The following is a 26,020-nucleotide window of genomic DNA, read 5'->3' as shown; positions in this document are numbered from 1 at the left end:
GTGCTACCTTCAGGCGCGATCGAGCATCGACTGCAGCTCGTTTACCTTCGCAGCCTGTTGCTCGTTGGCGGCCGCGACCTGTTCGATCTCGTCGGCGACTTCCTCGGCAGTCTCGGCGGTCCGGTCGACCATCGAGGCGACCTGTTCGGTCGAGGCGGCCTGATCGTCAGTCGCCTCGGCGACCTCCTGGGCGCCTTCGGCGGCTTCCGTGACTGCCTGGTCGATCTTCTGGAGGATATCGACCGTTTCACCGACCTGCTCGATGCCGGCCTCGACTTGTTCGTTTGCCTCCTCGATGCTCCCGACAGTGCTCTCGGTCTCGGCTTTGATATCCGCGACCATCGTCTCGATCTCGGTCGCGTTCTGCTGGGACTCCTCGGCGAGGCTCTTGACCTCGTTTGCGACGACAGCGAAGCCTTCGCCGGCCTCTCCAGCGCGGGCCGCCTCGATCGAGGCGTTCAGCGCGAGCATATTCGTCTGGTCGGCGATCTCGTTGATTACCTCGACGATCTCGTCGATCTCGTCGATGCGCTCACGCAGCTGTTTGACGTCAGTCGAGACGTCCTTGTTTGCATCGTCGACGGCTTCCATCGCGCTGATCGCGTCGTCTGCAACGTCCCGACCCTGGTCGGCAAGTTGGCTAGCCTGCTGGCTGACGGCCTTGACTTCGTTTGCGCTGGAAGCGACTTCCTGAACCGTCGCCGAGAGGTTCGACACTTCTCCCGCGACTTCTTGCATGTTCTCCGATTGTTCCGTAGCCAGGTCACTGATCTGCTGGGAACTCTGGGAGACACTCTCAGAAGTCCGAAGGAGTTCGTCGATCGACCCACCGAGATCAGCGGCCGAACCGCTCAGGTCCACGTCCGCATCTGCGGTCCCCGAATCTGATGCCATATGTCTAACTCGCTGTCTTGGGGCGGATTAAACGTGACCCCTCGGTTATCAGGTCTGATAGTTCCTCGCGGACTCGGCACGGCGGTCGCCGATCAGGCCGCGGGGATCGACTGCTCGGCTTCGAGCAGTTCGTGATAGCGGTTGCGGATCGTGACCTCGGAGATATCCGCGACTTCCGAGACCGCAGCCTGGGTCGTCTTCTCGTTGGTCAACAGCGAGGCGGCGTAGATCGCGGCCGCGGCCAGTCCGACGGGGCTCTTTCCGGAGTGGACGCCCTCTTCTTTGGCGTTCTGGAGGAGTTCACGGGCGCGGCGTTCGGCTTCCTCACTCAGTTCGAGGTCCGAGGTAAACCGGGGAACGTAGCTCTCGGGATCGGCCGGCTTGACCTCCAGGCCGAGTTCACGGACGACGTATCGATACGTCCGGGCGATCTCGTCTTTCTCGACGCGAGACACTTCCGTCAGTTCGTCGAGACTCCGCGGAACACCGGCCTGGCGGGCAGCAGCGTACACCGATGCCGTCGAAACACCTTCGATGGAGCGACCGGGCAGGAGGTCTTCGTCCAAGGCCCGGCGATAGATGACAGAAGCGGTCTCGCGGACGTTCTCGGGCAGGCCGAGCGCGCTCGCCATCCGGTCGATCTCACCGAGAGCCTGCTTGAGGTTGCGTTCTTTGGAGTCGCGGGTGCGAAAGCGCTCGTTCCACTTCCGGAGGCGCTGCATCTTCTCACGCTGGCGAGACCCAAGCGAATTGCCGTAGGCGTCTTTGTCACGCCAGTCGATGTTGGTCGAGAGGCCCTTATCGTGCATCATGTTCGTCGTCGGCGCACCGACGCGGGACTTCTCGTCTTTCTCCTTGGCGTCGAAGGCGCGCCACTCCGGGCCGGGGTCGATCTCGTCTTCCTCGACGACCAGTCCACAGTCCGTACAGACAGTCTCCCCGCGTTCCGTATCGGAGATGAGTTTCCCGCTACATTCGGGACAGTCTGCCTCGGTCGATTCGTCTTCCTGTTCGTCCACTGTCGAGGATCGGTCGAGTCGCGTGCGAGTGTTTGTGTCGCTCATGAGTGTCAAGGCGAACCCTACCGGGCAGCGGCGTCGAAAAACCCGGCGGTCAGTCGGTGAACAATGGGTTATTCCGAAAACTATTAAAAAGTTTTGGTGGCCCCTAGCGGTTCGGTGGTTTGGCAGGTCTGTGTGGAGTTTGGGTACTATTGACACCCCCATTGAAGTACGTGAGGGTTGCGTATCGGGCGAGTGGACCCAACCGGTAGTCGGCACCCCGGACGGGCGAGTGACACGGACAACCGGTCGGTCAGTCCTGAGACGGTGCTGTTTCGACGCTTTCCTCGGCCTCGGCACTCTCTTCGACGGCAGTCGTCAACGAGACGTTGAGCCAGGCCATCGAGACGAGGCCGCCGGCGATCGTCACGACGTTTTTCACCGCGTGATCGACGATCGAAACGCCCAGCGCGACGGGCGCGGCCACGGGCGTGAGGCCGACGACGATGAGCGTGAACGCGCCCTCGTACAGCCCAACGCCGCCCGGCGAAAGGGGAAGCACTTTCGCGAGATTGCCGACGCTGACGGCGAAAAAGCAGACGATGCCGAGCGTAACCAGCGACAGTCCGACGTCGAAGGCCGCGAAGACGACGATCGCGGTCAACACGTCGATCGTCCAGATGAGGCCACTGGAGGCCGCGACCCGGAGAAACGCTCGGGAATCGCTGGCGATCCGCTGGACGTCCCCGACGAAGCTCCCGACGACCCCGGCGACGTAGCTGGCGTAGGCGTCGTCGCTGAACCGGGTGAGGAGAGCCTGTACGTAGTTGCGATCCGAGCGTGCCGTCAGGACGATCAGGACGGTCACACCGACGGCTGCCGCGCCGACCGCCCCGGCGACGAGCAGCCCGATACGGCCGCTCTCGCGGCCGTTCGTCAACTCGGCGCTCAGCCCCGCCAGCCGCGCCGGATCACCGATCGCGAGGCCGACGAGGACGACCCCAGCCAACCCGGCAATCGTCAACAGATCGAAGACCCGTTCGACCGCCAGCGAGGCGAATCCCGAAGGGTACGGGACCGACCGCCGGGCCTTCATCACGTACGCCCGGATGCCATCACCCAGCCTGGCCGGGAACACCAAATTCCCAGTCTGGCTGATGAAAATCGCCCCGGTCAGAAAGCCCGTCTCAGAGCCGAATCCCAGTTCGTCAAGAATATCCCGATAGCGATACCCCCGAAGCGGCCAGGAACTCAGATAGACGAGCCCCGAGAGGCCGACTAACAGGGGATCGGCCCCACGCATCTCTTCGAGGACCGTCGACGGATCGAGATACAGCGTCATCAACGCGATGGCGACGAGAACGAGGACCGTTCCGGCGGCCATACTCCGCGTGCGGGTGATCCGTGGACTCACCGACAGTTGCCAGAACGTGCGCAGGATCTGACTCCCCATCCCGAAGACGTCACGGACGAGATCGACCTTCGAATCGCCCTTCGGCGTCCAAGAGACGGGAAACTCGACGACGTCGAACCCGCGGCGCTGGGCTCGCACCAGCAGTTCCGTATCCCAGAACCAGTGTTCGTCTTCAACCTCGTCGGCCAGCGTTTCGAAGGCCTCGCGATCGATGGCCTTGAATCCGCACTGATGGTCCTGTAAGTCCGACCGGAGGACGAGTCGGACGAGCGTGTTGTATCCCAGGCTCGGGATGCCACGTTTTTTCGGCCGGTCGGCGTCGCTGTCGGGCAACCACCGCGAGCCCGTCGCGACGTCGTAGCCCTCAGTGCGGACGCTTTCGACGAGTTCCTCCAGATGGGCCATGTCAGTGGCCAGATCCGTATCGAAGTAGACGAGGGTCTCGCCGTCAGCCCGGTCGAAGGCGTATTCGAGTGCGCCGCCACGGCCGAGGCGTTCGTCGCTGTGGATGTGTCGGATCCGGTCGTCTTCGCTTGCCAACCGAGAGGCAATGTCCGGCGTTCGATCGTCACAGCCGTCCTCGGCGACGATCACCTCGAAACTCCCTGCCGGGAGAAATGTCCCGAGTTGGTCGAGTGTCTCGGAGACGGTCCGTTCGATGGTGGCCGCCTCGTTGTACGCCGGGAGGACGACGCTCACTGTGACGGCTGACGCCATTGGTATGCCGTCGGCCAGCGTCCATCAAGAACCTTCTGATACCACGCCTTTTCGGCGGTGATCTGTGAAAACGCCGTCTCGGTCACCCGCTCGGGAGACAGTAGAGACACCGGAGACGTCCGTCGGCGTCGATTCACAGAGCCGCCACGACGCGACAGACAGCCAGTCCGGTCGAGTACACGCTCGACAGCAAACCGACGGCTTGCGGGCTCGCACTCGGTGGCTCGGCTCTCTGGGCGTCAGTCTGCGTGGTCGGCCCCGGTGGCGACGGCAAACGTCGAAAGCGCGTCGACGTCACATCTTTCGACCGACTCGTGTGGCCGGCCGACGACGATATTGCCGGCAGTCTGGGAACCGATACCCGGAATCGCCGTCAGTTCGTCCATCGACGCCGCGTTGACGTCGAGTGGATACGGCACACCAGTGACGGACCGATAGCCGTGGTCGGTGATCGCGATGTCGATCGTTGTCCCGAGTGGTCGCTCGCCCGGAATCCCGACGAGGAGCGGGTACGTCCCCAACTGGCGGCCGAAGGTCTTGCCGTCCTGATGGTATTCGAGGTGGACATCTTCGAGAATCGTCCCCGGCGGGGCGACGCGGGCCAGCATCGGGTTGTCGATGGTCTCCCGGACCTCCCGCTTGTACTCTTTGAACTGTCGTTTGTGGTCGTTGGCGATCGCCGCGCCGGTCTCGTCCATCTCGGTCCCCGGGAAGGCCATAACCTGGCGGATGTTCACCCGCCGGATCATCAGTCCGTCATCGAGAATACGCTGAAGGAAGCGCTTGTTGTGCTCGAAGGTCTCGCTCGTCTCGCCTTTCAGCCCGTGGACGAGATTGATCCCGGGCAGGAGTTTCGGCAGGCGACGGCCGGCGTCGCCACCCGTGCTGGGACCGGTTCCCGGCTCCTCGCCGGGGCGGAACCCGCCTTCTTCGTTGACGATCCGAACTGCCTCGATGGCCTCCTCGGCGGTGACGTTGAGGTTGTTGTCACTCTGGACGGCGGGATCGGCCGACTCGACGCCGAAGGCTGCAGTGTCACCGGGCGTGTTGTGTTCGGCGATGATCCGGATGCCCTCCCGAGCCTTTTCGGGCCAGTTCACCACCGTGATGGGGTTCATATTGTCGAGATGTAGCGTCTCCAGATCGGGAGCGACCGCACGGATGCCACTGTAGAGCTCCCGGAGGGCGTCGGGGTTGGGGGCTTGGCCGTCGCCGCCGTAGGCCAGAATGTCAGCCTGCCGGCCCAGCCGGAAGTGAGCAACGCCATGCTCTGCCAGTGCACCGACCTCGCTCACGACGGCCTCGGGGTCCCGGAAGGTAGCGTCGCCGTACAGCGGTTCCGTGCAAAACGAACACCGATAGGCACACCCCCGACCGGTTTCGATCTCACAGATGAGATACTCGGGGTGGTTGGGATGTTGTTCGACGATGAACGCCCCCGCCTGCGCCCAGCGCGAGGACTCTCCGACAGTCCGGTAGCGCGGCTCGAACCCCTCTAGCCCGTTTGCGACGAGATCGAAGACGGCGGCCTCGACGTCTGCCCCGGCCAGGTAATCGAAGTCCAGGTCGTCGCGCTCGGGTTCGCTCGCCCCCTCGTTTTCCTCGCCGACGCCAAAGCGGACCGGCCCGCCCATCAGGCTCGTTCCGTCGGCCATCCAGGCGATCCGCCGAACTTCGTCGGGTTCGGCCGGCGTCCCACCGACGTAGTTGCCGGGGACGGTCATCCCGCCGACGTAGACCGTCAAATCCGCGGCCTCGACGTCCTGCCAGCGGCGATTGTCTTCACGAAGGGCGTCGATGGTGTGATAGGTGATCTGCCCGTGAGGCACGCCTGCATCGACCAGTGCGCCGGCGACGTACCGGGGATACGTAGAGATGTACGGGGGGACCCCGAAGTGTGCCGGCTCGTCGACGTAGCCGTCGACGATCGTCACCGAGAGGTCCGCAGGGTCAGTCATGACGTGAGCGTAGCCGCCCGACGCCTAAAACCGTGTCTCCACGTCTCGAGTGTCGGTTCGCTGTGTCTCTGGCGGATCGGTTCGCGTCGATCACGGCAGACGGGGACGTGCTGTCGCCCTGCTCGGACGGTCTGCAGAGAGACGGTCGAACGGTGATCGCGGACCGAGTGGCCGTTTAAAACTCGTTACAGACCGGGAGCCCGATCGTGTTGAAGTCGCTCATGTCCTCGAGCTTGCCGGGGATCTCGTCGAGACTGATCGTCTCGGAGACGAGTTCGGTCGGATCGAGTTTCCCGGTGCGGATCATATCGAGCATCTCGGGGTAGTGGGACGGCTGAAGGCCGAACGAGCCATAGAAGTCGACCTCCATCGCGACGAATTGATCGACCGGGAGCGGAATTTCGCCACTCTCTGCTTCGGTCGTCAGCCCCAGTTGCACGTGGCGGCCGTTCTTTGCGAGGGAGTTGACCGCGTTTTGGGTCGTCTCTTTGATCCCCAACGCGTCGACGGAGACGTCCGCTCCACCGTTCGTAATCGAGGTGACCGCCTCGACGGGATCGACCTCGTTTGCGTTGACGGTTTCGACAGCACCCAGCTCTTCGGCTTTCTCGAGCTTTTGATCGTCGAGATCGACACCGACGACGTTCGCGCCCAGTGCGTCGGCGATCTGGACGCCGGACAGGCCAACCCCGCCCAGACCATAGATCACCACATCGTCGCCGCCCCCAACGTCGGCCCGGTGGGCGACACCGTGATACGACGTCATAAACCGGCACCCGATCCCGGCAGCCGTCTTCGGATCGATGGCGTCCGGGAGTGGGACGGCGTTGACGTCGGCACTCGGGATGTGGACCTTCTCGGCGAACGCGCCAGGTGCTTCGTCTGAGAATCCGAGGCCGGTGTGATTTTCACAGATGTTTTCGTGGCCGGTGCGGCACAGATGACAGTGACCGCACCCGAAGTTGAACGGAATCGCGACCTGCTGGCCGACTTCTACCTCTTGGACTTGGGACCCCGTCTCGATGATCGTCCCGACAGGTTCGTGGCCGAGAATGTGTGGCGGCTCGGGCCGATAGTCGATCCAGTCCCAGTGGCCTTGCCACGCGTGCCAGTCAGAGCGACAGACACCGACACTGTCGACCCGTGCGACGACGCCGTCGGGATCGGGCTCTGGATCATCGACTTCTTTGATCGTCAGCGGTTCCTGAAACGCCTCCATTACAGCTGCTCGCATATCTTCGATACTTGAAGGTTAAAATGGCTTAAATTTTATGAGAGGAGCTTCGTTCTTACGTGGCCCCACAGATCGTGATTCTGCGCTCGGCCGTCGGAGCGCTAGGCACTCCAGGGCACAGAGAGACTCGGGAGGGCGACAGTCCAGACGCGGACCCAGAGGCGAGACAGTATGTAGACCCAACAGGAGCCGGAAACACGCGACTGAGAAGGGGAGTCGGGGCAAACGCGATCACTCCGGCACGAGAAAAAACAGCCGTGTGATGTGGAATCGCTGTCTCCTGTATGTAGGTGTCGACGGATGGGGGAGGTGAACGGTGGTGATCGAGAGGTGTGCGTCCGGTGGCGGTCACCGGTCGTTCGACTGTGAGAGCGCCGCAACGTCCCTCTGGGCGTAACCGGTATCCGTCAGTCGTCCCAACGCTCGGCCATGCCTGCAACGTCAGAAATCCGCTGTACGGACCCAGAGTGCTTTCTGGACATGTTCGAGGTGCACTACACCTACGATCTGCCCGACGACCACGGCATCGAGGACCTCCAGTGTCCGGTCTGTGGCGGGACACAACTGGACGCCATCGAGCTGTAGACGGTTCCGGGAAGCGTTCGGCGAGGTATCGAAGAATTCTGTCGGCTCGGGGCGGGCACAAGGGCTTTGGTCGCGCCGACCGAACGAGTCGCTACATGCGAGACCTCCGTAAGTTCACCGAGTCCATCGGCGAGAACGTCCTGGAGAACGTCGGTCGCGCCGTCGGCCGCGCCCAAGAACACACCCCACTGCCGGTCGATTTGCTCGAGAGCGAGGACGCGTACCTGGCAGTGTTCGACGCGCCGGGTGCAGTCGGCAGCGACGTGCAGGTACGTCTCGAAGACCGGCGCGTCGAGGTCCGGATCGATCGCTTTCGGGACCCACGAGAGCACTTCGAGATGCGATTCCCCGGTCGCGGGTTGACACTCGACGGCCACGTAACGCTGCCTGTCGAGGCCAGTGTCGACGGCGACGCCGCCAGTGCGACTCTCCAAGAGAACGGGACGTTACACGTTCACGTCCCCAAGCGAGAGGGCGGAACGGCGGTCGATGTCGAGGCCGAGCACGAGGCTGGGGACGGCGAGACGGACGAGACCGTCGGATCCGAGCAAGCAGCTCACGACGACGGACGGACCGACGGCGAGTGAAGTCACGCCGCTGTTCGTGAGTCCCTCGGGGAGACCAACCGCGATGAGTGTGATTCAAACAGGCGGATTCGTCCGGGTCTGACAGTCGGGGCCGGGTGGACACTCCCAGTCGGTCGCCAGTTCGAGCAACTGGACGAGCATGCGGGCGGTCGCCCCCCAGACGGTGTAGCCCTCGACGTGGAAGTAATGGAGGCGGACCGCCCCCTCGGTGGGATGGTCGCGACACTCCGTGTCGTAGTTGTCAACGTCGAGTAGCTTGGGGACGGGCAGGACGGCGATTTCGGCTACTTCAGCGTCGTGAGGATCGTATTCCCAGTCCGGGATCCGAGCGACGAACGGCCGGATCGCGTAGGCACTGACCGTCCGAATGTCGTCGAGTCGGCCGACGATGGACGCGTGGGTCGGTTCGAGTCCAACCTCTTCGTTCGATTCTCGCAGGGCTGTCGCTTCGAGATCCGTGTCGAACGGTTCGCGTCCGCCACCGGGAAAGCTCATCTGGCCAGGGTGGTCTTCGAGATGGTCGGCTCGTTTGGTAAACAACAGGTGGGGGCCGGTCGGCCGGTCGATCACACCAGCGAGCACCGCCGCTTCCCGTTCGTGGGTCACAGTGGTTGGATCGTGATCGGCGACCGGCCGAAGGTTCATACCCGAAATCAGTCGTCGATGGCCCTTAATTCGCTCGGGGCCTCACGCACCATCGGTCCCTTCGAGGGCAGCATCGAGACGGTCGCGAGTCGTCTCGAGGTCGACTGGTCCCCAGGCGTCTAGCTCGTAGCTCACGTCGAGGAGTTCGCGGACCCGGTGGTCGGTGCCCGCCTCGACGGCCCGGCTCGCGTCAGCCCGAAAGCGCTGCTCGGCTGCCGCCCCGAGTCGGTCGCGGTCGATCGACCGGTCGTCGATATCGAGGATGTGTGGCAGGTCACTCGCTCCGTCCGGAAGTTTCGGGAAGGCCGTCGGGCCGACGACGACCAGCGGCGTCTGGGTGCTCTCGTCGCTGAGTTCGAGCAAGTGATAGCTGTCGATCGCGTCTGCGATGGCCGCCTCGAATTCGTCTGGGTCGGACGCTATGCCCCGTTTGAACGCGAGTTCAGACAGGGCTGTCCGGAGTGTCGCCCGGGGGAGTGCACCGAACAGATCGACGACCCCGGCGATCTCGTCGGCTGAGAGGTTCATACTGGGCGTCCGGATGCGAGCCCCTTCAACGCGGCGGGGCGGGTCAGGGCACGTGCTCCGCACGGGCCTCCCGGGCGACGGTGGCGATCTGCTCGGGATCGAGGGGTGCGTCCCGCCAGGCCGGCAACTGCTCGGCGCTCGGTGGCTCGATCGCATCGGCGTAGGTCCTGACCTGCGTTCGCTCGCCCTCTCGATCGTACGTCAGGTCGTTGAACGCGGCGTCGGCGGCGTAGCGCTCGATGAACGACCGGGCGGTCTCGCGGTACCGGTCGGGAAGCGTCTCGTAGTCGGGAGTGAGGCCGTGGGCTTGGACGGCCGTGAGCAACGCGTCTGCGACCTCGCTTGCCATCTCGCCCAGCCCCGACGGACCGCCAACGGCCCGGTGATCGTGTTCGTGCCTGCCGAGATCGACCTGGGCAGTGCCGTCGAAGCCAACCGCCGCGAACGCGTCACCGAGCGTACTGACTTCGAGGCCCCAACCGCGCGGCGGGGACAAGCGGGTCGCGAGATCGGCCGTCGCGGCGAACTCGCCGGCCAGGGCGTACCGGAACGCGCCCAGATACGCACAGATCGGTGCGTCGTGAGCGCCAGCGAGCGTCTCGACCAGGGGCGCGTACAGGAGCCGGAAGAGACGGCCGTAGAGGCGATCGTTCTCGACGCGGGCGTAGTAGCCCTTCGAAAACGCGAACCCGTTTGCAAGCGGGAACAGGAGTCTCGGGACGTGCGTTCGGGCGTAGCTCTCGGCGTCGGCATCGTGGACAACGACGTACTCCGCACGCGCAGCCGCCAGCCCGAGTGCGAGCCAAACGTCACGACCTTTCCCGGTGGGGCCAGCGAGGCCCGCCTGATCGAGTGTCGTTTCGACTGCGGGGGCCGAACACCACAGGACTTCCAGGGGCAGGTCGAACGACGACAGCCACGCGCTGACGTCGGCGAGTTCCTCACTACTGGCTCGTAGCGGAACAATGACCTCACCGGGGGCAACGGTTTCAAGCGTCGAGAGAACGCGTTCGGCGGCCAGGCTGGCGTGGTCGCGACCGGTCATCGGGACGACGACCGCCGCCCGGTCGGTCGGGGCCGACGGGGCCGCCGAGTCGAAATCGTGGAGGGTCGCGATCCGCTGTTGAACGTACTCCATTGGATCGCCCTGCGACCGGGACGGACAGAAAGGTTACGCCCCCCGACGAGTGCCCATCGACGCGCACCTCACGCGCGAGCGACGGCGGGGAGTTTGCCGAGCCGATACAGGCCGAACAGCGCGACCGCACAGGCGACCAATCCGATCGCGAACGCCCGGTAGATGACGGGGAACGGGATCGCCGCGTCCCGCAACAGCCCGACGACCCAGCTGCCGGCCGCCTGGACCATCATCATCGTGGCGCTGTAGGCCGAGTAGGCGCTCGCCCGATGGCGGTCGGGCAGCGAGCCCAGGAGATAGGTGTCGGCGACGGGAAACAGCGAGTGGATCACGTAGCCCATCAGGACGCTGGTCCCGATCAACCAGGCCGGCCCGAGGGGCAGGGTCAGCGCGAACACCGAGACCCCGAACGCCGCGAAAATGGCGACCAGGAGTCGGAGCGGCGAGACGTGATCGGCCAGCCAGCCCGTGAACGCAAACGCGGGCAAGCCAGCGGCGAACACGACAGTCAACAGGAGTCGCGCGGTGGCCCCCGAGTACTCCAGTGTCTTCAAGAAGGTGACGTAGAAGTTGAACAGACCCTGCCAGACGAAGCCCGCGAAGCCGACCACGACGACGCCAACGAGAACGATCCGCCACTGGTGGACGACCGCGGCCGAAAGGTCACGATCCTCGCTGCCGGCGGCCGGGAGCTCGTTGCGTCGCGCGGCGAGATAGAAGGCGATCGTCGCCAGCACGGCCAGGATGGCCAGCAACTGGAACGTTCGCCGCCAGCGGCCAAGCGCGAGCGTCGCCGTCACCAAAAGCGGCGCGCCGACGGCAGCCACTTGGCTCGCAGTGCCGTGCAGGCCCAGCGCGAGGCCAACCCGGTCCGGGAAGAGTTCGCTGACCAGGGGATTGGCCGCGATAAAGTAGGTCCCACTGGACAGTCCCAACAGAAAGGCCCCCAGCATCAGCATCCACACGTCGAGGGCGGTGGCAGCGACGACGGCCGCGACAGTCAACAACAGCCCCGTCCCGAGGATTACCTGCTGGCGCGGATACCGTGTCAGCAGATAGCCCGTCGGGAGCCGCGAGAGGGCACTGCCGAGCCACGCCAGCGTCGCGAGTAAGCCGACCGCTGCCGCCGACGTACCGAACTGCTGGCGCAACGGGTCGAGCAACGGGGCAAAGACGACCCGCCCCAGATTGACAAGGAGGACCATGCCACAGAGACTGGTAAAGACCGAACGACGGGACACAATCGGGCTACCCAGGGACACATCTATATCCTTGCGATGCAGGCACGGGCTTTTTGACAGGTCGTCACATACCTCCACGTATGAAATCAGTCAGGAAAGGACTCCGATCGGGGGATTTGAAGAAAGACACCTACGAGCGATTGCGCTGTGCGGACTGCGACGAAGAGTTGAAAACCGAGAACGACCCCGAAGAGGTCGGGTCGGTCCGGGCCTGTCCGGAGTGTGGCCGCCGGTGGCAGCAGGTCGGCTAGCCCGGGGGGAACCGATCGGCTGCGCTTTCTGTCTGACTCGAAGACCGCACGAACGCTTGGCCCTCGCACTCATAGCACTGGGGTCCCACAGTGGCAGGTGTGCCTGACAATCGCCCGTTCGTCCCCAGCACGGTGGCGCTGGGCCTGGTCGCGCTCGGTCACGCCGCCCTCACCTGGCCACCGGCGGCTACAGTCGCCTTCTTTGGCGGTGGCGCAGTGGTCGCGTTCGTCGCCGAGGCCGTCGTGATCGCTCTCGGTTTGCTCGAACACCACGTCGGTCCGAAGATTTTCGGGGTCCCCATGTACGTCCTCTTTGGCTGGACAGGGGTGGTGTACGTCGCGTTTCGTCTCGCATTGCTGTGGACTGCGGGGTGGCCGGCAGTCGCCGTCGGTGCGATACTCGCGACGACAGCTGATCTACTGACCGACCACCAGGGAGTTGTAAACGGGTACTGGACCTACACCGACGATCTGCCGGGACCACGGTTTCGCGGGGTGCCGTGGTGGAACTATCTGGGCTGGCTCACGATCAGTGCAACGACAGCAACCCTTCCCGTGGCGGTTCTGTGAGCGAGGCCAAGAGGGACACGGAGTCACGTCCAACGGAGTCGGACTCGTGATCCCGTCGAGACGCTGAAGCGCTCTTTGCCCCGGCCCTGGTTGACGGCGAGCTCGACGTTCCCGTGGCTGCCGACGGTGACGAGCCGGTTGCCGGCCTCGACGGCGGCGTAAGTTCGGCGGACAGGCGCCCAGGCACCGTTGACCGTGATAGCGTCACCGAACCGGTCGGCCACGCTCTGGCCAGGGACGTTCGTGATCGCGTTCCCGAAGTCATCAACGACCAACACGTCCCCATCGATCCCGTCCTCGCGGATCGTCGGCGCGGGAAACGACAGCCGCTCGAACTCCTCACGGCGGTGAAAGCGGTCGCTGGACGCAAAATCCAGTCGCCCGCGCTCGTGGACCATCGCCGCGGCGGGGGCAAAGACGTCCCGGCCGTGGAACGTGACGCTCTCTGGATCGTCGTACGTGTAGGCGAAAACTGTCAAATCCCCCTCGTCGCCGGCGAGTGCGCGTGCCGCTGGGAGCAAGACTCCGTTGTCCGGGCCGACGAGGACGTGCTCACCGGCCCGGATCGCCAGCGCTGCCCGCTCGGTGCCGACGCCGGGATCGACCACGACGAGGTGGACGGCCGGCGGGAAGTACGGCAGGACCTCACGGAGCCAGAAGGCGGCCGCGCAGACGTCCTGTCGGGGAAAGGTATGGGAGACGTCGATCAAGCGTGCGTCCGTCTGGCCGAGCAAGACGCCTTTCATCGCCGCCGGATACGGCGACCCGAAGTCGGAACTGAGCGTGATCATTGCGGTGGCTTAGCGGCGGGACCGACAAAGACGCTCGGGACTTCTCGGGGTCAGTGTTGGCTCGCTTCGTCCGGTCTGGCCTCCCAGCGCTCGACGACATCCGACCGGGAGATCGTCCGGAGTCGTTCGACACCGTTGCACTCGTCGATGACTTCGACGACGGCGTCGGGCACCCGGTCGCGCCACGTCTCGCCATCGATGATCCGCTCGCGGATTTCGCTTCCTTCTAAGCGATCACGGTCGAACATCGGTGACTGGCGGACCTCGATGCCGGCTTCTTCGAACAACTGGATTACGAGCGGGTTGTTCGAGTACGCCAGGTCGAACGTCGGGCACATGCTCTGGACGTGACTCACCCACACGGAGTTGCGATCGAGGTCTTCGATTGGGACGACGTAGGTGACCAGATCGAATTCCGCGACGGCCTTGGTGACCATCATGATCCGTTCGCCGGCAGTAAAGGGGTCATGAACCGTGTGGGAATCGCCGGCACTCCCGATTCCGAGGACGAGTTCGTCGACTTCCCCGTCGGCCGCGATGTGTTCGATCATCGTCTGGTGCCCGTTGTGATAGGGCTGAAAGCGGCCGATGTAGAACCCGCGAGTCATACCCACACTCAGGGCGGGGTTTTCATAAACCCGGCGAGTCGTCAGCCGGCGATTGCGTCACGATCCGGCCGCCCTATGCCGATTTTGGTTGCGCGGCAATCACGGGGGCTAGGAGAAAGTATATGAATCGACAGTCCTTGATTTCCAGTAACCGACCCGTTCAAAATGAGTGAGAACATCGATACGGACGATCCGCCACCCGAAGACGAGGTGGACGAAGAGACGACGGACGCCCAGTCGACGACTGAGCAATCCCCGTCGGACGCGACGGAAACGCCGGCGGAAACACCACCGGCTGAGGGCGACGGATCGGACGCGGAGATCGACGAGTTGGGCAGTGGCGTCACGCTCGATGACGAGGACGTGGCCGTCATCGACGACGAGGACGACACCCTCGGCGGGCTCGATATCGAGTCGACCGAAGACATCGAAGTCCCCGACCGGCTGGTCGATCAGGTGATCGGCCAGGATCACGCTCGCGATATCGTCAAGAAGGCGGCCAAACAGCGCCGTCACGTGATGATGATCGGTTCGCCCGGGACGGGCAAATCGATGCTCGCGAAAGCGATGAGCCAACTCCTTCCAAAGGAGGATCTCCAAGACGTGCTCGTCTACCACAACCCGGACGACGGCAACGAGCCGAAAGTCCGGACGGTGCCGGCCGGGAAAGGCGAGCAGATCGTCGATGCCCACAAAGAAGAGGCCAACAAGCGCAACCAGATGCGCTCGTTCCTGATGTGGATCATCATCGCCATCGTGATGGGCTACTCGCTGCTCATCGCGGGTCAGATCCTGCTTGGCATCCTCGCAGCCGGCGTCATCTATCTGGCCTTCCGCTATGGAGCCCGGGGCAACGATTCGATGATCCCGAACCTCCTGATCAACAACGCCGACAAGCAGACCGCGCCCTTCGAGGACGCGACGGGTGCCCACGCCGGCGCACTGCTGGGTGACGTTCGTCACGATCCCTTCCAGTCCGGCGGGATGGAGACCCCCAGCCACGACCGGGTCGAACCCGGCGAGATCCACAAGGCCAACAAGGGCGTGTTGTTCGTCGACGAGATCAACACGCTCGATATCCGCTCTCAGCAGAAGCTGATGACGGCCATCCAGGAGGGTGCGTTCTCGATCACCGGCCAGAGCGAGCGCTCTTCGGGCGCGATGGTCCAGACCGAACCCGTCCCGACGGACTTCATCATGGTCGCGGCGGGGAACCTCGATGCCATGGAGAACATGCACCCGGCCCTGCGCGACCGGATCAAAGGCTACGGGTACGAGGTCTACATGGACGATACCATCGACGACGAACCCGAGATGCGCCGGAAGTACGCCCGCTTTGTCGCCCAGGAGGTCGAGAAAGACGGGCGGCTCCCACACTTCACGAAGGAAGCTGTCGAGGAGGTCATCCTCGAAGCCAGGCGGCGGGCCGGCCGCAAGGAGCATCTCTCCCTGAAGCTCCGTGACCTGGGTGGACTGGTTCGCGTTGCGGGTGACATCGCCCGCGCCGAAGACAAGGAGTACACCGAGCGCGATGACGTCCTCCAGGCCAAGCGGCGTTCGCGCTCGATCGAGCAGCAACTGGCGGACAACTACATCGAACGCCGCAAGGACTACGAACTCACCGTCAACGCTGGGGACGCGGTCGGTCGCGTCAACGGCCTCGCGGTGATGGGCGAAGACAGCGGGATCGTCATGCCCGTCATGGCAGAAGTCGCCCCGTCTCAGGGGCCTGGCGAGGTGATCGCCACCGGGAAACTCCAAGAGATCGCGATGGAAGCCGTCCAGAACGTCAGCGCGATCATCAAGAAGTTCTCGGATGAAGACATCTCCGAGAAGGACATCCACATCCAGTTCGTCCAGTCCTACGAGGGCGTCGAGGGTGACTCGGCGTCTGTCACCGTCGCGACGGCCGTCATCTCGGCCCTGGAAAACATCCCGGTCGAGCAGAACATCGCCATGACCGGCTCGCTGTCGGTCCGAGGCGACGTCTTGCCGGTCGGTGGCGTGACCCACAAGATCGAGGCCGCCGCCAAGACCGGCCTGGACAAGGTCATCATCCCCAAAGCCAACGAACAGGACGTGATGATCGAAGACGAATACAAGGACCAAATCGAGATCATCCCCGTCACACACCTCTCGGAGGTGCTCGAAGTGGCTCTGGCCGGCGAACCCGAGAAGGATTCGCTGGTCGATCGCCTCAAGTCGATCACCGGCCAGGCCCTAGAGACGAACGTCGGTCGGACGAACCCGAGCCCGCAGTAACCCGTGCTCCGGTGGGCCGGCTTCGTCGGCCTCAGTTGGCTCCTTATCGCACTCGTTTTCGTGTTGACTCGACACACACAGCGCGTCGTCGCGGCTGCAACTGATGAGCCGGATTCGACTGACGAGATGGCACGCTCACTGTCGACACCGGCAGTGCTCGCGAACGTCGCACTCACACAAGCCCTGCTGGCCGGTGTCGTGTTGGCTGGTGTCTGGTACGTTGCCGTCCCGGCTTCCGTCCTCGGGCTCGCGAAGATACCGCCGTCCGTCTCGACGGTTCTCATCGGGGTCGCGTTCGGGACCGTCCTCTGGCTGGCCAGCGAAACAGCCACGACGCTCAGTACGGCCCTGGGAGTCGAGCCGGACGAACGACTCCGAGGCCTCCTTGCGCCAGCAACCGCCGGCGGATGGCTTGCCGTCCTCGTGGTCGTGCTCCCGCTCGTGGCCATCAGCGAGGAACTGTTGTTCCGGGCCGGCGCGATCGGCGCCTCGGCGGCAGGGCTTGGCCTCTCGCCGTGGGTGCTTGCCGTCCCCGCCTCGATCGCGTTCGGGTGCTGTCACGCCATCCAAGGCCGGACTGGCGTCGTCGTCACCGGCGGTCTCGGGTTCGTCCTGGCTTCTGGGTACGTTATCACTGACAATCTGGTTGTCGTGATCGTCGCCCACTACGTCCTCGATGGGATCGAATTGCTCGTCCACGAGTGGCTCGACAGTACGGCGTCTGTGGATTGATCGGGCCTAGGTGAGCCCTTCGATGACGCGAAGTTGCTGCTCGACGGGTGGTGGCGCGGTACTCGGACCGTCCCTGACGCGATGATCCGGCACGAGCAGCGGCACCGGGTTTTCGGCGAGAGCCGTTCTGACGACGCCGCGGGCGTCGTCGCTGTCCGGGTCCAGTCCGGGTGTCATCCGTGCCAGTGCTTCGACGGTGATCGTCTCGCCGTAGGGCACGTCGCGAACGCGTTCGAGGACATCTCGCTGCTCAGTCGCCATCGTCAATGCGACCTCGATATCCCGAAAGGAGACGGCCTCACCGTCCAGATAGGCGTCGATCTGGTCGAGTACGTCGTGGGCTTGGTCGGCATCCGGCGGCGGGTCCATCGGAAACGAGAGGGAAATGACGCGGCCACTCGCGATCCCTACCTGCACGGCTCGGTCCAGAGCGGGGACGTCCCGGGCATAGATGCCAGCAGTCTCGTCCATACCGGTGGGTTCGGCTGATCGGGACTTCAAGATTCGTGTGGGCTGGCCCGTCGTCGTCGGTTGTGGGTCGCAATGGGGTTCAGTCGCCGGCCCCGTCGTCGATAGCATCCGGACGGACGCCCGTCTTTCGAGCGAGTTCGCTAAGTCTGTGGTTGTCAACGAGCGTCACACCGTGTGTCATGGCGGCGTCGAACGCGGCGGGATCGATCGGGTCAGTCGTCACCAGAATCGCCGAGTGATCCCCCTCGCGACGGTTTCGCTGGGCGATCAGTGCCTCGACTCTCTCAGCCGTCACCGGGACGCCCCGACGACGGACCCACAACAGGAGTGTGGGGTCGTCTCTGGATCGAGTTGCGATCGCGTCGGGTCCGGCTTCCTCGAGCAAGTCGACGGTCCAGCCCAGTTCCTGCCAGATGCGCCCCACTGCCGCTGTTGTACCGTCGTCGTCGAGTGTCTGGAGACGACAGACGGACTGGCGCTGGTTCGTGTCGATGTTGTCGGCTGTGCCCGCCTCGAATGCCTGTCGGGCTGGCGCCGAGTCGTGGCGTCCGACGTCCCCGACCGAGGTGTCGGTACACTCCAGTGTCGGGGCTGTGATGGGCTCGTCGGGCACCGCCGAGGCACTGTCCGTGTCGTCGTCCCCATGCTTTTGACGCGCTATCGCCTCGATTTGGGACCGGATATCGGTACGCCGCTCGTGAAGGGCGTCGCGATCTTCAGGTGTGAATTCCGCTGCCGTGGCGAGGGCTCGGTCGATCGATTCGCGTGCATCGTCGTAAGCCGACAGCGCTGCATCGAGTTGGCCGTCGTCCCGAAGTCGCTGGGCCTCCTGGGAGCGTCGCTCCGCGGCACGCTGCTGGGCGACGACCAGCCCCTCGACGACTGTCGCCAAGCGGTCACGGAGGAGCGATCGCTCGCCAGCGAATCGGTCGTCTGCTCGTCCCCACTCCAGTTGGAGCAGCGCGCGAAACCGCTCGAATGCGTCCCGCCAGTGGTCGACGGCTGCCAGTGGATCGGCAGCTCGCTCGGCCGCTCGCTGGGCGGCGATCGCACGGGACAACGGGGACACACTGAGCCGGTCGAGATCGTCGTCGATTGCCGTCACGTGCTGTCGAACGCTGGCAGCCATCACCGAGGAAAGATCCTCGCGACTGCGAAGGGACTGGAACGTCGCTCTGGCACGCTCGAAGTACTCGGCGGCTCGTTCGTAGCGTTCCTGCCGCCAGTGATTCTCGGCCCGAGTGCGAAACGACCGGGCGCGAGCAAGCGACAACCGCCGGCGTTCGTCACGGCGGCGTGACTCGAGGCGTGCCAGCCGGCCGTTCATCCCGCTTGCTGGGGCGTCGTAGGCGGCCGCCGTCTGGCCGGCTTCGGTTAGTGAGCTCTCGGCCCGGTCGAGTGCCCGCCGTGTGGCCTCGAACGCGCCGGTCGTCCGGTTGCGGGCAGCCTCCGCCAGGGCTGCCCGGGCCTCAGAGAGGAGTCGGTCGAACCGGATCCAGGCCTGAGCGCCCTCACGAACCCGCCGTGCGGCGAGTTCAGCATCGATTCCCACGGGGAACCACGTCCAGTGTTCGGTCTCCCCACTCCAGCACTGGACGGCGACGTGTCCCCCACCCCGCTCGACGGTGACGTGTTCGATTGTATCGAGTGCCACGTCGTGGATCTGATCACTGTCGTCCGCTGTTGCACCGCCGACTGCCATCACGATGCGGCGGCCGGTGATCGCGACGAGCGCCCGATAGCCAGACCCAGGAGAGTAGGTCGTCTCTGTCCGCCCGCGTTCGTAGACGATCCCACGGTCGCCACTCGGGAACACCACCCGCGGCTGCTCGGCCAGCCCGAGGTGGGCTTCGAGCGGTAGGTCGGCGAGATACCCCTCCCCGAACAGCCCCCCGCGACCGGTCTCCGTCAGGAGTCGCTCGTCGACGACCTCACGGTCGTCGGATTGCATACCCCTTCGTTCGGACGAGACACCTATTGTTTTTCGGTTGACGCGTCGATACGAGCCCGGCAATCAGGCGTGTCGGCCTGCCGGCGGACGTCCGTCTGACAGGCATTTACGTATCCGTCGAGGAAAGACTGGATCGATGCCACGGCTCGTCCTTTCGCTGCCGACTGAACTCGGTGCCGGGACGGACACCCGCCCCGACCGTTCGAGGCGGTCCGATCCGGTGTCGAGTCACCACTCGATCGATCGGCCCAACGGAGACGACGCCACGGAACAGCCCCGTATCGAACAGTGGCTGGCTTGCTGGGCCGATTGAGCGAGTCTCGATCGATCAGTTCTCGGTCATCCGAGCGGCGATCCGCTGGGCACCGATCGTCGCCGCCAGATTCGGCTCGTCGGGTGCGATGGCTTCGACGTCACGATTGAGGGCGTCGCTGAGACGGTCTTCGAACTCCTCGACGATGCCGGGGATACAGGCCATCCCGCCAGTGAGGACGATCGGCTGGTCTAAGGCGAGCTGATAGACCTTCATGTGATCGTTGGCGAGTTCGGCCAGGAAGGTGTTGGCAAATTCCTCGACGGCCTCATCGAGGTAGGCGTCACAGGCGTCCATAACCGATCGCTCGATCGTGAACTCGTGGGCACCGCCGCCGGGCTGCTGGATGACGTCCGTAAACGGCTCGAAGTTGTTGAAATCGGCGTGCTGTTCTTTGTATTCCCGAGCCGTCTGGGCGTCGATGTTGACCCGCCCCTGGGTCTCGCTCTCGACGTTCGTGGCGATCCGTCGATCGACTTCGTTCCCGGTGACTGAGCCGGTCGTAAAGGGCGTGAGTTGTTCGCCACGGCGGTAGGCAGAGGCTTCCAAGTTCGTCGAGCCCATGTTGACCGCGAGGAAGATCTCGTTGATCGCTTCGAGCCCATCACCGAAGGCGGGAATCGCGCCACACAGCGATTCGGGGTAGCTCTGGATGAAGTGCTCGCCGATACCGCTGCCCTCGACGACCGACTGGAGATTGGACAGGCCGCGCTCGTTGTCGATCGTCGGGATGGCGTAGACGACACCGCTGTTTGCCGGGATGTCGTTGGCCTCGATGACCGAGGTGAAGAACCGCTCGGTCAATTCGGCACCGCGTTCGTCTTCCGGGAGGCCAGAGCGAAGCATGAACTGAACGCGATCGGGGTACTGTTGGGCGGCTTCCGCTCCGTAGAGCACCTGTTCTTCGCCACTAATGGGGTCGTCGTAGGTCGCCAGACAGGTCAGCGTCTGGGTGGTGTCCAGGCCACCTTCGCGGTCGGGTTTCGCGAGGACCGTCCGCGTACTCCCGAGTTTGACACCGACTGGAACCGGCTGCTCGTCCGGCGTCGATTCCGCCGCATCTGCCGTCGAATCCTCGACAGTATCCTCGTCTGTATCCGGTTGTGGCTCTTCTTCGTCCTCCTGTTCGGCTGGTTCGTCTGTTTCGGCATCCTCGACACTCATACGATGGGCGATTGTCCCCGCGACAGTATATAACTACGTGTCGAAAAATCAGCGCTGATACCGACGGACGGAGGCGGCCCGCCGGGGGAGAGAGTCAGAAGCGAGTCAGTCACTCACTGCATCGAGGTGAGTTTGGCGACGTGGACCAGGCTCAGCAGGTGGTCGTCGATCGACAACTCCGAGTGGTCGCTGCCCGTCTCCTCGAGACCGAGCAAGTAGTCTTCGAGGTCGTCGCTGACGTCCTCGGTGATCCAGCCGACTTGGGCGTAGTAGTCGACGGCCTCGTTGGCCCCCCGAAAGCCAGCTTTCTCCAACAGGAACGAGAGCCATTCGAAGACGATCAATTCGCCGGCGTAACTCTCGGGCAGTCCGTGCAGATACGGCTTCTCCAGTTCGCCCCCGACCATACTCTCTAAGGGCAACAGTTGGCGGTACAGTTGAGACCGGTAATCCCCATCACCGAGGACATCGCCGCCGAGTCCGCCACCGCCGGTGTCGAAGCCGGGCGTCGGGGCCTCTTCCTCGACATCTTCGTCGCCAACCGGGATCGTGGCCCCGCCGCGCTCACGGGCCATCTTCCGGAGTTCGTCGAGGTCGTAATCCTTCGGGTTGATCGTCATGACTCTCTGTTACCGATACCTACAGGCTACTCTCTGTTAAAGGTTGCAGTCACGTCGTACGTACGTCTGACAGGCCGAAGTCCGGGATTTCGCCACTAGCGCGGTTGGTGATCGCCGCCCGTCGGTGATTTCAGGATTTGATACCCGCGAGCGTATTTTTATGTGGTGTCGAACCTGAACGTTGAACAACTGACAATGCCCAGCCAGACATCGGCCCGGACGCCAACCGTCTGCGTGACCAACGCAAAGGGCGGAACGGGCAAGACAACCATCGCGATCAACGTCGCCGGGGCACTCAACGAGCGCGGTCACGACGTCCTGTTCGTGGATATCGATCCACAGGGTAACGCTACCGAAGGGCTCGGACTGCTCGATGCCTACGACGCCGAACCGCCGACGCTGTTCGACGTCCTGACCGACCACGCGGTACGGACCTCGGTCGAGGAGTTGATCGTCGAACACGAAGAGATGGACGTGTTGCCGAGTTCGATCGATCTCCTTCAGGCCGAACACGAACTGACGATCGCCGACCTCCTCGCGTGGGCCAAGACCGACGACTCGGTGGCAGTCGACCCAGCCGCCCTCTCTCAGATGGCGATCAATATCACGCCCGAGGCGATCACCGGCGGGCACGCCCTCGATGCCCTCGATGAGACACTGGCGCAAGTCGAGACGGAATACGATTACGTCATCATCGATTCGCCGCCGTTCTACGGGAAGCTGACCGACACGGCGATTTACGCCGCCCAGAACGTGCTCGTACCGGCACTCACGGAGGCGACGTCCGAGCGAGCGATCGAGTTGCTCATCGACCAGATCGCCGCCCTGGAGGGACAGGTCGACATCACTGTCGATACCGTTGGCGTCGTCGCCAATCGGGTCGAACAGACCAACGAAGACGCGACGATGCTATCGTGGCTCAACGAAGTGTTCGAGGACTACCCGCTCTGGGAAGTGCGAAAGCGCGTCGCCCTCCAGCGCGCGTTCTCGGCCGGCACATCTATCTTCGCCTACGAACAACAGGTAGACATGGAAGACGTGTTTCTGGATATCGCCAAACAGTTCGAGACACACTTTGAACGGGAGCCCCAGGAGGTGACAGCATGAGCGACGAAGACGACGAGCGGATGGACCGCGCCCGCCGCATCCGAAACCTTCGGGAAGGTCGTCGTGGCGGCGACGAACCAACCGACGAGTCACCTGACACGGACGAGGATCGCGACGAGCCGTCGGAATCTGCTGGTTCGGACGGGCAAGACGACGCCCACGCGGATGGCGAAGATGCGACGAACGCTGGCGACGACGAGGGTGCAAGGTCAGAGCCAGGCGACGGCGAGGAGTCGACGGGAAGCGGTACCGAAACGCCTGGCACTGACGAAAAGCCCGACACCGGCCAGTCGATGGCGGAAGATCGCGGCGAGGGTGTGACAGCCGGGACTGACCCGGCCAAAGAGAGTCGAGCCGGCCCGGAGTCGGACGAGGAAGCCGTATCGGCCGCCCAGGCGGCCGCCCAGGCGGCAAGTGAGTTCGAAGGCGACGGAGCGGTGTCGATGGACGTCGAGGAGGCGGTTGGCGAGGCCGCATCCGGTGAGGCGTCGACGGACGAAGCTGGGGCCCCGGCCGGGACGACAGTCACGGATGCAGACGTTGTAGAGCAACACGAAGAGGAGACCCGCGTCCTGGAGTTCCGTCTCGGCGAGGAGCTGTACTGTCTCGATATCACCTACGTCGAGGAGATCGTGCGCGAAGAAGCGATCACTCGCGTGCCAAACACGCCCGCGTACGTCAGCGGCGTCGTCGACCTCCGCGGCCAGATTACGACGATCCTCGACCCGAAAACGGCCGTAGATATCGCGGGCGAGAGCGACGACCGGCTCATTCTGGTGTTCGATGCCGACACGTTCGACGATCACGGATACATCGGCTGGCTGGTCGACGAAGTCAATCAGGTCACGCCGATCACAGAGTCAGAAGTCAAAGAGTCACCGATCGACGAACCGTACATCAACGGCGTCATCGAGCGCGACGACAAGTTCGTCATCTGGACGAGTCCCGAAATGGCTCTGGACGTCGGGGCCGACGACTAGCCGTGCTATGTTTTCGAGGCTGGACAGCACGACGGGCGGTTCCGTCGGCTAGAGCGCCTCCCTGACGTGTTCGATGGCCTCACTGACCGCCCCGATATCGGCGAGATAGCCCGCGCCGACGACCGTTTTGACGCCGACTGCCGCGGGGCCAGTGAGGATACTGGGGCCGACGGCCGCGACGGCATCGGCACCGATACTGACCGTCCAGCCGAGATCGTCGTCCCGATACCGATCCAGCCGCGGTTCGAAGGACGAAGCGTCCGATCGGCGGTGTTCGACCAGTCGCGCGATGTTTTCGGCAACGACCGGCGCTTGCCGGATCGCGGTGTGGGCCATCGCCGGCGCACTCCGACCGTTCTCGTCGATGACTTCCACAGCGTCGCCAGCACCGAATACTCGCTCGCTCAGGCGTAGCGTCGCCGGGACGCGCGGTCGATGTGCCCCGACAGCCGTTGGCCCGCGGATCCCGCCGGCCCAGACGAACTGATCGTAGGCGAGGTGCTTGCCCTCGGCAACGCCGACGCGGTCGGCGTCGACACTAGTAATCGTCGTGCCGGTCCTGACGTCGATGCCGGCCGAGGTGAGGGCCTCGTCGATCGCCTCCTGCATCCGCTCGTCGAGTCCCGGCGGCACAGCGTCTGCCTGTTCGAGAATGGTGATTTCGACGTGTTCGCTCGCGTCGTGCTCGGTCGCGAGTGTGGCGAGTTCGCCTGCGACTTGCACGCCGGTCAAGCCCCCGCCGCCGACAACGACCCGGCCGCCATCGTCGAGAACGGGCATGAACCCCTCGCGGATCCGTGCCGCGTCGCCAGCCCGGTGTAAGACCGCCCCATGGTCCTCGGCACCGTCGATCCCGTAAAACGCCGGTTCAGCACCGATACAGACCGCGCCGAGGTCGAACTGTAGTTCGGACCCGTCGGCCATGGTTGCGTGCCCGGCCTCGACGTCGAGATCCGTGACGCGCCGTTGGTCGACTATCGTCCGACCCAACAGCTCCCGCAGCGGAATCGAAAGGGACTGGGCGACCTCCGGCCGGCGGATCGCCCGGTGGAGTAGATGGCGAACGACGTGAATGCCGGACTTGTCGACGAGATGAATCTCGACATCGGCTGGCAACGACTGTTCGAGGTGACGGGCGACGCCGAGGCCGGCGTACCCGCCGCCAAAGACGGCAACGCGCATAGTTTCGATTACATCGCCAGCTGCCTAAATGCACGCTTCAGAACAGCGCGGCGTCGGCATCCCGGACGCGGGCAGGCCCGCCGACCCGCCAGACGCGCGTTTCGACGCCGAGATCGGCGATCGCCGACTCGACCCGATCGGCGTGTTCAGCCCTGGTGTTGACATAGATACTTGCACCGGTATCCCCGGAGAAGTACACCGGGACGCCTTCGTCCCGGAGATCACGGACCGTCTCGAAGACCTCCAAGGTCTCCGGTTGCCAGTAGACCCACCCGCTTGGCCCGGTCATCGTCGTCGCCGCAAGCGAGAGCGTGTCGTGTTCGGCGATCTCGAAGGTGCGCTGGAAGTCACCGCGGCCGAGCGCGTCCCGCATATCCGCCAGTTGGGTGTGGACGTGGGCGAGGCGGGCCTGGAACATATGACTGTCTTCGGCCTCCGCGTGGGCCGCTTCGGTCTCCTTGTAGGCAGGAATCACCGCGCCGACGACGCGAACGTCGTCCTCGAAGGCGACATCGAGTCGCTCGGCCCGACAGTCCTGGTCGTTGCTGCCCGCCCGCAGATCCGAGAAGCCGCCGGTGACCGCCCGTGCCGCAGAGGTCGAGCCACGGCGGGCAACGGTCGAGATTTCGGGATGGCTGAGGTCGAGACCGGCCGCTTCGACGAGCGCCATCGCCAGTGCTGCAAAGCCCGACGACGACGAGCCAAAGCCGACGTTTGTCGGGAAGTTGTTCTCGCTTGCCATCCGGACGGCGTGATCGATGCCAGCCCGCTCGCGGACGTGATCGACCACGGTCCGAATCCGCTCGGCACCGCGCCCCTCGACCGACTCACCGTCGATGACGTACTCGTCCTCGTCACGATCGGGTTCGAAGGCGACGGTCGTCGTCGATTCAGTCGGTGCGGTACAGAGACTGATCGAATCGTGATACGGCGTCCGGAGGTCGGAATCGCGTATCCCGTGGTATTTCACCAGTCCCTGGATCGGATGGGCTGTCGCTGTCGCTTTCATACCTGTTTCTGTCCCTGCCGGCACTTAGATACCGCGTAATCGGAACCGGTTCGGGCCGCCGAAAGCA

26 protein-coding genes are annotated in these 26,020 nt (G+C 64.2%); 9 read left to right on the top strand and 17 right to left on the bottom strand.

The features are described from left to right. Positions 1–9: 9 nt before the first annotated feature. The 5 genes from FR699_RS12110 to FR699_RS12090 all read right to left on the bottom strand — a co-directional run bounded on the left by FR699_RS12110 (position 10) and on the right by FR699_RS12090 (position 7,218). Positions 10–894, bottom strand: coding sequence for a methyl-accepting chemotaxis protein (locus FR699_RS12110; RefSeq protein WP_154552520.1), 885 nt, complete (start codon positions 892–894; stop codon positions 10–12). A gap of 92 nt (positions 895–986) precedes the next feature. Then, positions 987–1,958: a transcription initiation factor IIB family protein gene (locus tag FR699_RS12105; protein ID WP_154552521.1), complete on the bottom strand. Its 972-nt coding sequence runs from the start codon at positions 1,956–1,958 to the stop codon at positions 987–989. Between the two features lie 250 nt (positions 1,959–2,208). Next, positions 2,209–4,026 carry a flippase-like domain-containing protein gene (locus FR699_RS12100; RefSeq protein WP_154552522.1) on the bottom strand — a complete coding sequence of 606 codons (1,818 nt, stop codon included), beginning with the start codon at positions 4,024–4,026 and terminating at the stop codon, positions 2,209–2,211. A 239-nt stretch (positions 4,027–4,265) separates the two neighbouring features. Beyond that, positions 4,266–5,984 (bottom strand): radical SAM protein, encoded by a 1,719-nt coding sequence (locus tag FR699_RS12095; RefSeq protein WP_154552523.1) that lies wholly within the window; start codon positions 5,982–5,984, stop codon positions 4,266–4,268. A 175-nt stretch (positions 5,985–6,159) separates the two neighbouring features. Further along, positions 6,160–7,218 (bottom strand): zinc-dependent alcohol dehydrogenase family protein, encoded by a 1,059-nt coding sequence (locus FR699_RS12090; RefSeq protein ID WP_154552524.1) that lies wholly within the window; start codon positions 7,216–7,218, stop codon positions 6,160–6,162. Positions 7,219–7,647: 429 nt separating this feature from the next. Here FR699_RS12090 and FR699_RS13240 point away from each other — a divergent pair, with 429 nt between their 5' ends. Together FR699_RS13240 and FR699_RS12085 are read left to right on the top strand one after the other, a co-directional pair. Next, positions 7,648–7,803 carry a hypothetical protein gene (locus FR699_RS13240; protein WP_195837573.1) on the top strand — a complete coding sequence of 52 codons (156 nt, stop codon included), beginning with the start codon at positions 7,648–7,650 and terminating at the stop codon, positions 7,801–7,803. Positions 7,804–7,898: 95 nt separating this feature from the next. Next, complete coding sequence (locus FR699_RS12085) at positions 7,899–8,390, top strand: Hsp20/alpha crystallin family protein (protein WP_158855556.1); 492 nt, start codon at positions 7,899–7,901, stop codon at positions 8,388–8,390. A gap of 54 nt (positions 8,391–8,444) precedes the next feature. Here FR699_RS12085 and FR699_RS12080 read toward each other — a convergent pair whose 3' ends face one another. The 4 genes from FR699_RS12080 to FR699_RS12065 form a co-directional block, all read right to left on the bottom strand. Continuing rightward, the gene (locus FR699_RS12080; RefSeq protein WP_154552526.1) at positions 8,445–9,035 is read right to left on the bottom strand and encodes a CoA pyrophosphatase; all 591 of its coding nucleotides are present in this window, start codon (positions 9,033–9,035) and stop codon (positions 8,445–8,447) included. Positions 9,036–9,077: 42 nt separating this feature from the next. Next, positions 9,078–9,563, bottom strand: a complete 486-nt coding sequence (locus FR699_RS12075) for a hypothetical protein (RefSeq protein WP_158855555.1) — start codon at positions 9,561–9,563, stop codon at positions 9,078–9,080. A 43-nt stretch (positions 9,564–9,606) separates the two neighbouring features. Then, positions 9,607–10,701, bottom strand: coding sequence for a glycosyl transferase family 2 (locus FR699_RS12070; RefSeq protein WP_154552528.1), 1,095 nt, complete (start codon positions 10,699–10,701; stop codon positions 9,607–9,609). Positions 10,702–10,769: 68 nt separating this feature from the next. Then, complete coding sequence (locus tag FR699_RS12065) at positions 10,770–11,906, bottom strand: CynX/NimT family MFS transporter (protein WP_154553230.1); 1,137 nt, start codon at positions 11,904–11,906, stop codon at positions 10,770–10,772. Between the two features lie 116 nt (positions 11,907–12,022). Here FR699_RS12065 and FR699_RS13235 point away from each other — a divergent pair, with 116 nt between their 5' ends. Next, a complete protein-coding gene (locus FR699_RS13235; protein WP_195837574.1) occupies positions 12,023–12,193 on the top strand; it encodes an HVO_0758 family zinc finger protein in 171 nt (56 codons plus the stop codon). Positions 12,194–12,292: 99 nt separating this feature from the next. Beyond that, a complete protein-coding gene (locus tag FR699_RS12060) occupies positions 12,293–12,763 on the top strand; it encodes a carotenoid biosynthesis protein (protein ID WP_154552529.1) in 471 nt (156 codons plus the stop codon). A 23-nt stretch (positions 12,764–12,786) separates the two neighbouring features. Here the strand turns inward: FR699_RS12060 and FR699_RS12055 are convergent, their stop codons facing one another. Both FR699_RS12055 and FR699_RS12050 read right to left on the bottom strand, forming a co-directional pair. Then, complete coding sequence (locus tag FR699_RS12055; protein WP_158855554.1) at positions 12,787–13,554, bottom strand: S-adenosyl-l-methionine hydroxide adenosyltransferase family protein; 768 nt, start codon at positions 13,552–13,554, stop codon at positions 12,787–12,789. A 50-nt stretch (positions 13,555–13,604) separates the two neighbouring features. Continuing rightward, positions 13,605–14,162 (bottom strand): nicotinamide-nucleotide adenylyltransferase, encoded by a 558-nt coding sequence (locus FR699_RS12050; protein WP_154552531.1) that lies wholly within the window; start codon positions 14,160–14,162, stop codon positions 13,605–13,607. A 165-nt stretch (positions 14,163–14,327) separates the two neighbouring features. On the opposite strand from FR699_RS12050, the gene lonB reads away from it, so the two are divergent. Both lonB and FR699_RS12040 read left to right on the top strand, forming a co-directional pair. Then, positions 14,328–16,424 (top strand): ATP-dependent protease LonB, encoded by a 2,097-nt coding sequence (gene lonB, locus FR699_RS12045; protein WP_154552532.1) that lies wholly within the window; start codon positions 14,328–14,330, stop codon positions 16,422–16,424. A gap of 126 nt (positions 16,425–16,550) precedes the next feature. Beyond that, positions 16,551–17,156, top strand: coding sequence for a CPBP family intramembrane glutamic endopeptidase (locus FR699_RS12040; RefSeq protein WP_158855553.1), 606 nt, complete (start codon positions 16,551–16,553; stop codon positions 17,154–17,156). A 6-nt stretch (positions 17,157–17,162) separates the two neighbouring features. On the opposite strand, the gene FR699_RS12035 is transcribed toward FR699_RS12040, so the two are convergent. Further along, a complete protein-coding gene (locus tag FR699_RS12035) occupies positions 17,163–17,627 on the bottom strand; it encodes a methylated-DNA--[protein]-cysteine S-methyltransferase (protein WP_154552534.1) in 465 nt (154 codons plus the stop codon). Positions 17,628–17,706: 79 nt separating this feature from the next. Next, on the bottom strand, positions 17,707–19,578 hold the full coding sequence (locus tag FR699_RS12030) for a restriction endonuclease (RefSeq protein ID WP_158855552.1): 1,872 nt from the start codon (positions 19,576–19,578) through the stop codon (positions 17,707–17,709). Positions 19,579–19,714: 136 nt separating this feature from the next. Between FR699_RS12030 and FR699_RS12025 the strand changes: the two genes are divergently transcribed. After that, positions 19,715–19,891, top strand: a complete 177-nt coding sequence (locus tag FR699_RS12025) for a hypothetical protein (RefSeq protein ID WP_154552536.1) — start codon at positions 19,715–19,717, stop codon at positions 19,889–19,891. A 15-nt stretch (positions 19,892–19,906) separates the two neighbouring features. Here FR699_RS12025 and FR699_RS12020 read toward each other — a convergent pair whose 3' ends face one another. Continuing rightward, positions 19,907–21,055, bottom strand: a complete 1,149-nt coding sequence (locus FR699_RS12020; protein WP_154552537.1) for a hypothetical protein — start codon at positions 21,053–21,055, stop codon at positions 19,907–19,909. A 113-nt stretch (positions 21,056–21,168) separates the two neighbouring features. Then, positions 21,169–21,675, bottom strand: a complete 507-nt coding sequence (locus FR699_RS12015; RefSeq protein ID WP_158855551.1) for a FlaD/FlaE family flagellar protein — start codon at positions 21,673–21,675, stop codon at positions 21,169–21,171. Positions 21,676–21,870: 195 nt separating this feature from the next. On the opposite strand from FR699_RS12015, the gene FR699_RS12010 reads away from it, so the two are divergent. Further along, complete coding sequence (locus tag FR699_RS12010) at positions 21,871–22,782, top strand: ParA family protein (protein WP_154552539.1); 912 nt, start codon at positions 21,871–21,873, stop codon at positions 22,780–22,782. Further along, positions 22,779–23,762, top strand: coding sequence for a chemotaxis protein CheW (locus FR699_RS12005; RefSeq protein ID WP_158855550.1), 984 nt, complete (start codon positions 22,779–22,781; stop codon positions 23,760–23,762). The genes FR699_RS12010 and FR699_RS12005 overlap by 4 nt, the downstream gene beginning before the upstream one ends. A 48-nt stretch (positions 23,763–23,810) precedes the next feature. Here FR699_RS12005 and FR699_RS12000 read toward each other — a convergent pair whose 3' ends face one another. Next, entirely contained in the window at positions 23,811–24,944 is a 1,134-nt protein-coding gene (locus FR699_RS12000) for an NAD(P)/FAD-dependent oxidoreductase (protein ID WP_158855549.1), read from the bottom strand. 37 nt (positions 24,945–24,981) lie between these two features. Then, on the bottom strand, positions 24,982–25,953 hold the full coding sequence (gene mvaD, locus FR699_RS11995; RefSeq protein ID WP_158855548.1) for a phosphomevalonate decarboxylase MvaD: 972 nt from the start codon (positions 25,951–25,953) through the stop codon (positions 24,982–24,984). Between the last annotated feature and the right edge of the window lie 67 nt (positions 25,954–26,020).

This window comes from Halorhabdus sp. CUG00001, from assembly GCF_009797925.1.
Taxonomy (GTDB): Archaea; Halobacteriota; Halobacteria; order Halobacteriales; family Haloarculaceae; genus Halorhabdus.
Note: the sequence above shows the minus strand (reverse complement) of the source record. Positions and strands in the feature narration are given on the sequence as shown.

Bases quoted from the DNA above. Each gene is read 5' to 3' on its own strand.
- FR699_RS12110 (WP_154552520.1), bottom strand. From the start codon at position 894: ATGGCATCAGATTCGGGGACCGCAGATGCGGACGTGGACCTGAGCGGT.
- FR699_RS12105 (WP_154552521.1), bottom strand. From the start codon at position 1,958: ATGAGCGACACAAACACTCGCACGCGACTCGACCGATCCTCGACAGTG.
- FR699_RS12100 (WP_154552522.1), bottom strand. From the start codon at position 4,026: ATGGCGTCAGCCGTCACAGTGAGCGTCGTCCTCCCGGCGTACAACGAG.
- FR699_RS12095 (WP_154552523.1), bottom strand. From the start codon at position 5,984: ATGACTGACCCTGCGGACCTCTCGGTGACGATCGTCGACGGCTACGTC.
- FR699_RS12090 (WP_154552524.1), bottom strand. From the start codon at position 7,218: ATGCGAGCAGCTGTAATGGAGGCGTTTCAGGAACCGCTGACGATCAAA.
- FR699_RS13240 (WP_195837573.1), top strand. From the start codon at position 7,648: ATGCCTGCAACGTCAGAAATCCGCTGTACGGACCCAGAGTGCTTTCTG.
- FR699_RS12085 (WP_158855556.1), top strand. From the start codon at position 7,899: ATGCGAGACCTCCGTAAGTTCACCGAGTCCATCGGCGAGAACGTCCTG.
- FR699_RS12080 (WP_154552526.1), bottom strand. From the start codon at position 9,035: ATGAACCTTCGGCCGGTCGCCGATCACGATCCAACCACTGTGACCCAC.
- FR699_RS12075 (WP_158855555.1), bottom strand. From the start codon at position 9,563: ATGAACCTCTCAGCCGACGAGATCGCCGGGGTCGTCGATCTGTTCGGT.
- FR699_RS12070 (WP_154552528.1), bottom strand. From the start codon at position 10,701: ATGGAGTACGTTCAACAGCGGATCGCGACCCTCCACGATTTCGACTCG.
- FR699_RS12065 (WP_154553230.1), bottom strand. From the start codon at position 11,906: ATGGTCCTCCTTGTCAATCTGGGGCGGGTCGTCTTTGCCCCGTTGCTC.
- FR699_RS13235 (WP_195837574.1), top strand. From the start codon at position 12,023: ATGAAATCAGTCAGGAAAGGACTCCGATCGGGGGATTTGAAGAAAGAC.
- FR699_RS12055 (WP_158855554.1), bottom strand. From the start codon at position 13,554: ATGATCACGCTCAGTTCCGACTTCGGGTCGCCGTATCCGGCGGCGATG.
- FR699_RS12050 (WP_154552531.1), bottom strand. From the start codon at position 14,162: ATGACTCGCGGGTTCTACATCGGCCGCTTTCAGCCCTATCACAACGGG.
- lonB (WP_154552532.1), top strand. From the start codon at position 14,328: ATGAGTGAGAACATCGATACGGACGATCCGCCACCCGAAGACGAGGTG.
- FR699_RS12040 (WP_158855553.1), top strand. From the start codon at position 16,551: ATGGCACGCTCACTGTCGACACCGGCAGTGCTCGCGAACGTCGCACTC.
- FR699_RS12035 (WP_154552534.1), bottom strand. From the start codon at position 17,627: ATGGACGAGACTGCTGGCATCTATGCCCGGGACGTCCCCGCTCTGGAC.
- FR699_RS12030 (WP_158855552.1), bottom strand. From the start codon at position 19,578: ATGCAATCCGACGACCGTGAGGTCGTCGACGAGCGACTCCTGACGGAG.
- FR699_RS12025 (WP_154552536.1), top strand. From the start codon at position 19,715: ATGCCACGGCTCGTCCTTTCGCTGCCGACTGAACTCGGTGCCGGGACG.
- FR699_RS12020 (WP_154552537.1), bottom strand. From the start codon at position 21,055: ATGAGTGTCGAGGATGCCGAAACAGACGAACCAGCCGAACAGGAGGAC.
- FR699_RS12015 (WP_158855551.1), bottom strand. From the start codon at position 21,675: ATGACGATCAACCCGAAGGATTACGACCTCGACGAACTCCGGAAGATG.
- FR699_RS12010 (WP_154552539.1), top strand. From the start codon at position 21,871: ATGCCCAGCCAGACATCGGCCCGGACGCCAACCGTCTGCGTGACCAAC.
- FR699_RS12005 (WP_158855550.1), top strand. From the start codon at position 22,779: ATGAGCGACGAAGACGACGAGCGGATGGACCGCGCCCGCCGCATCCGA.
- FR699_RS12000 (WP_158855549.1), bottom strand. From the start codon at position 24,944: ATGCGCGTTGCCGTCTTTGGCGGCGGGTACGCCGGCCTCGGCGTCGCC.
- mvaD (WP_158855548.1), bottom strand. From the start codon at position 25,953: ATGAAAGCGACAGCGACAGCCCATCCGATCCAGGGACTGGTGAAATAC.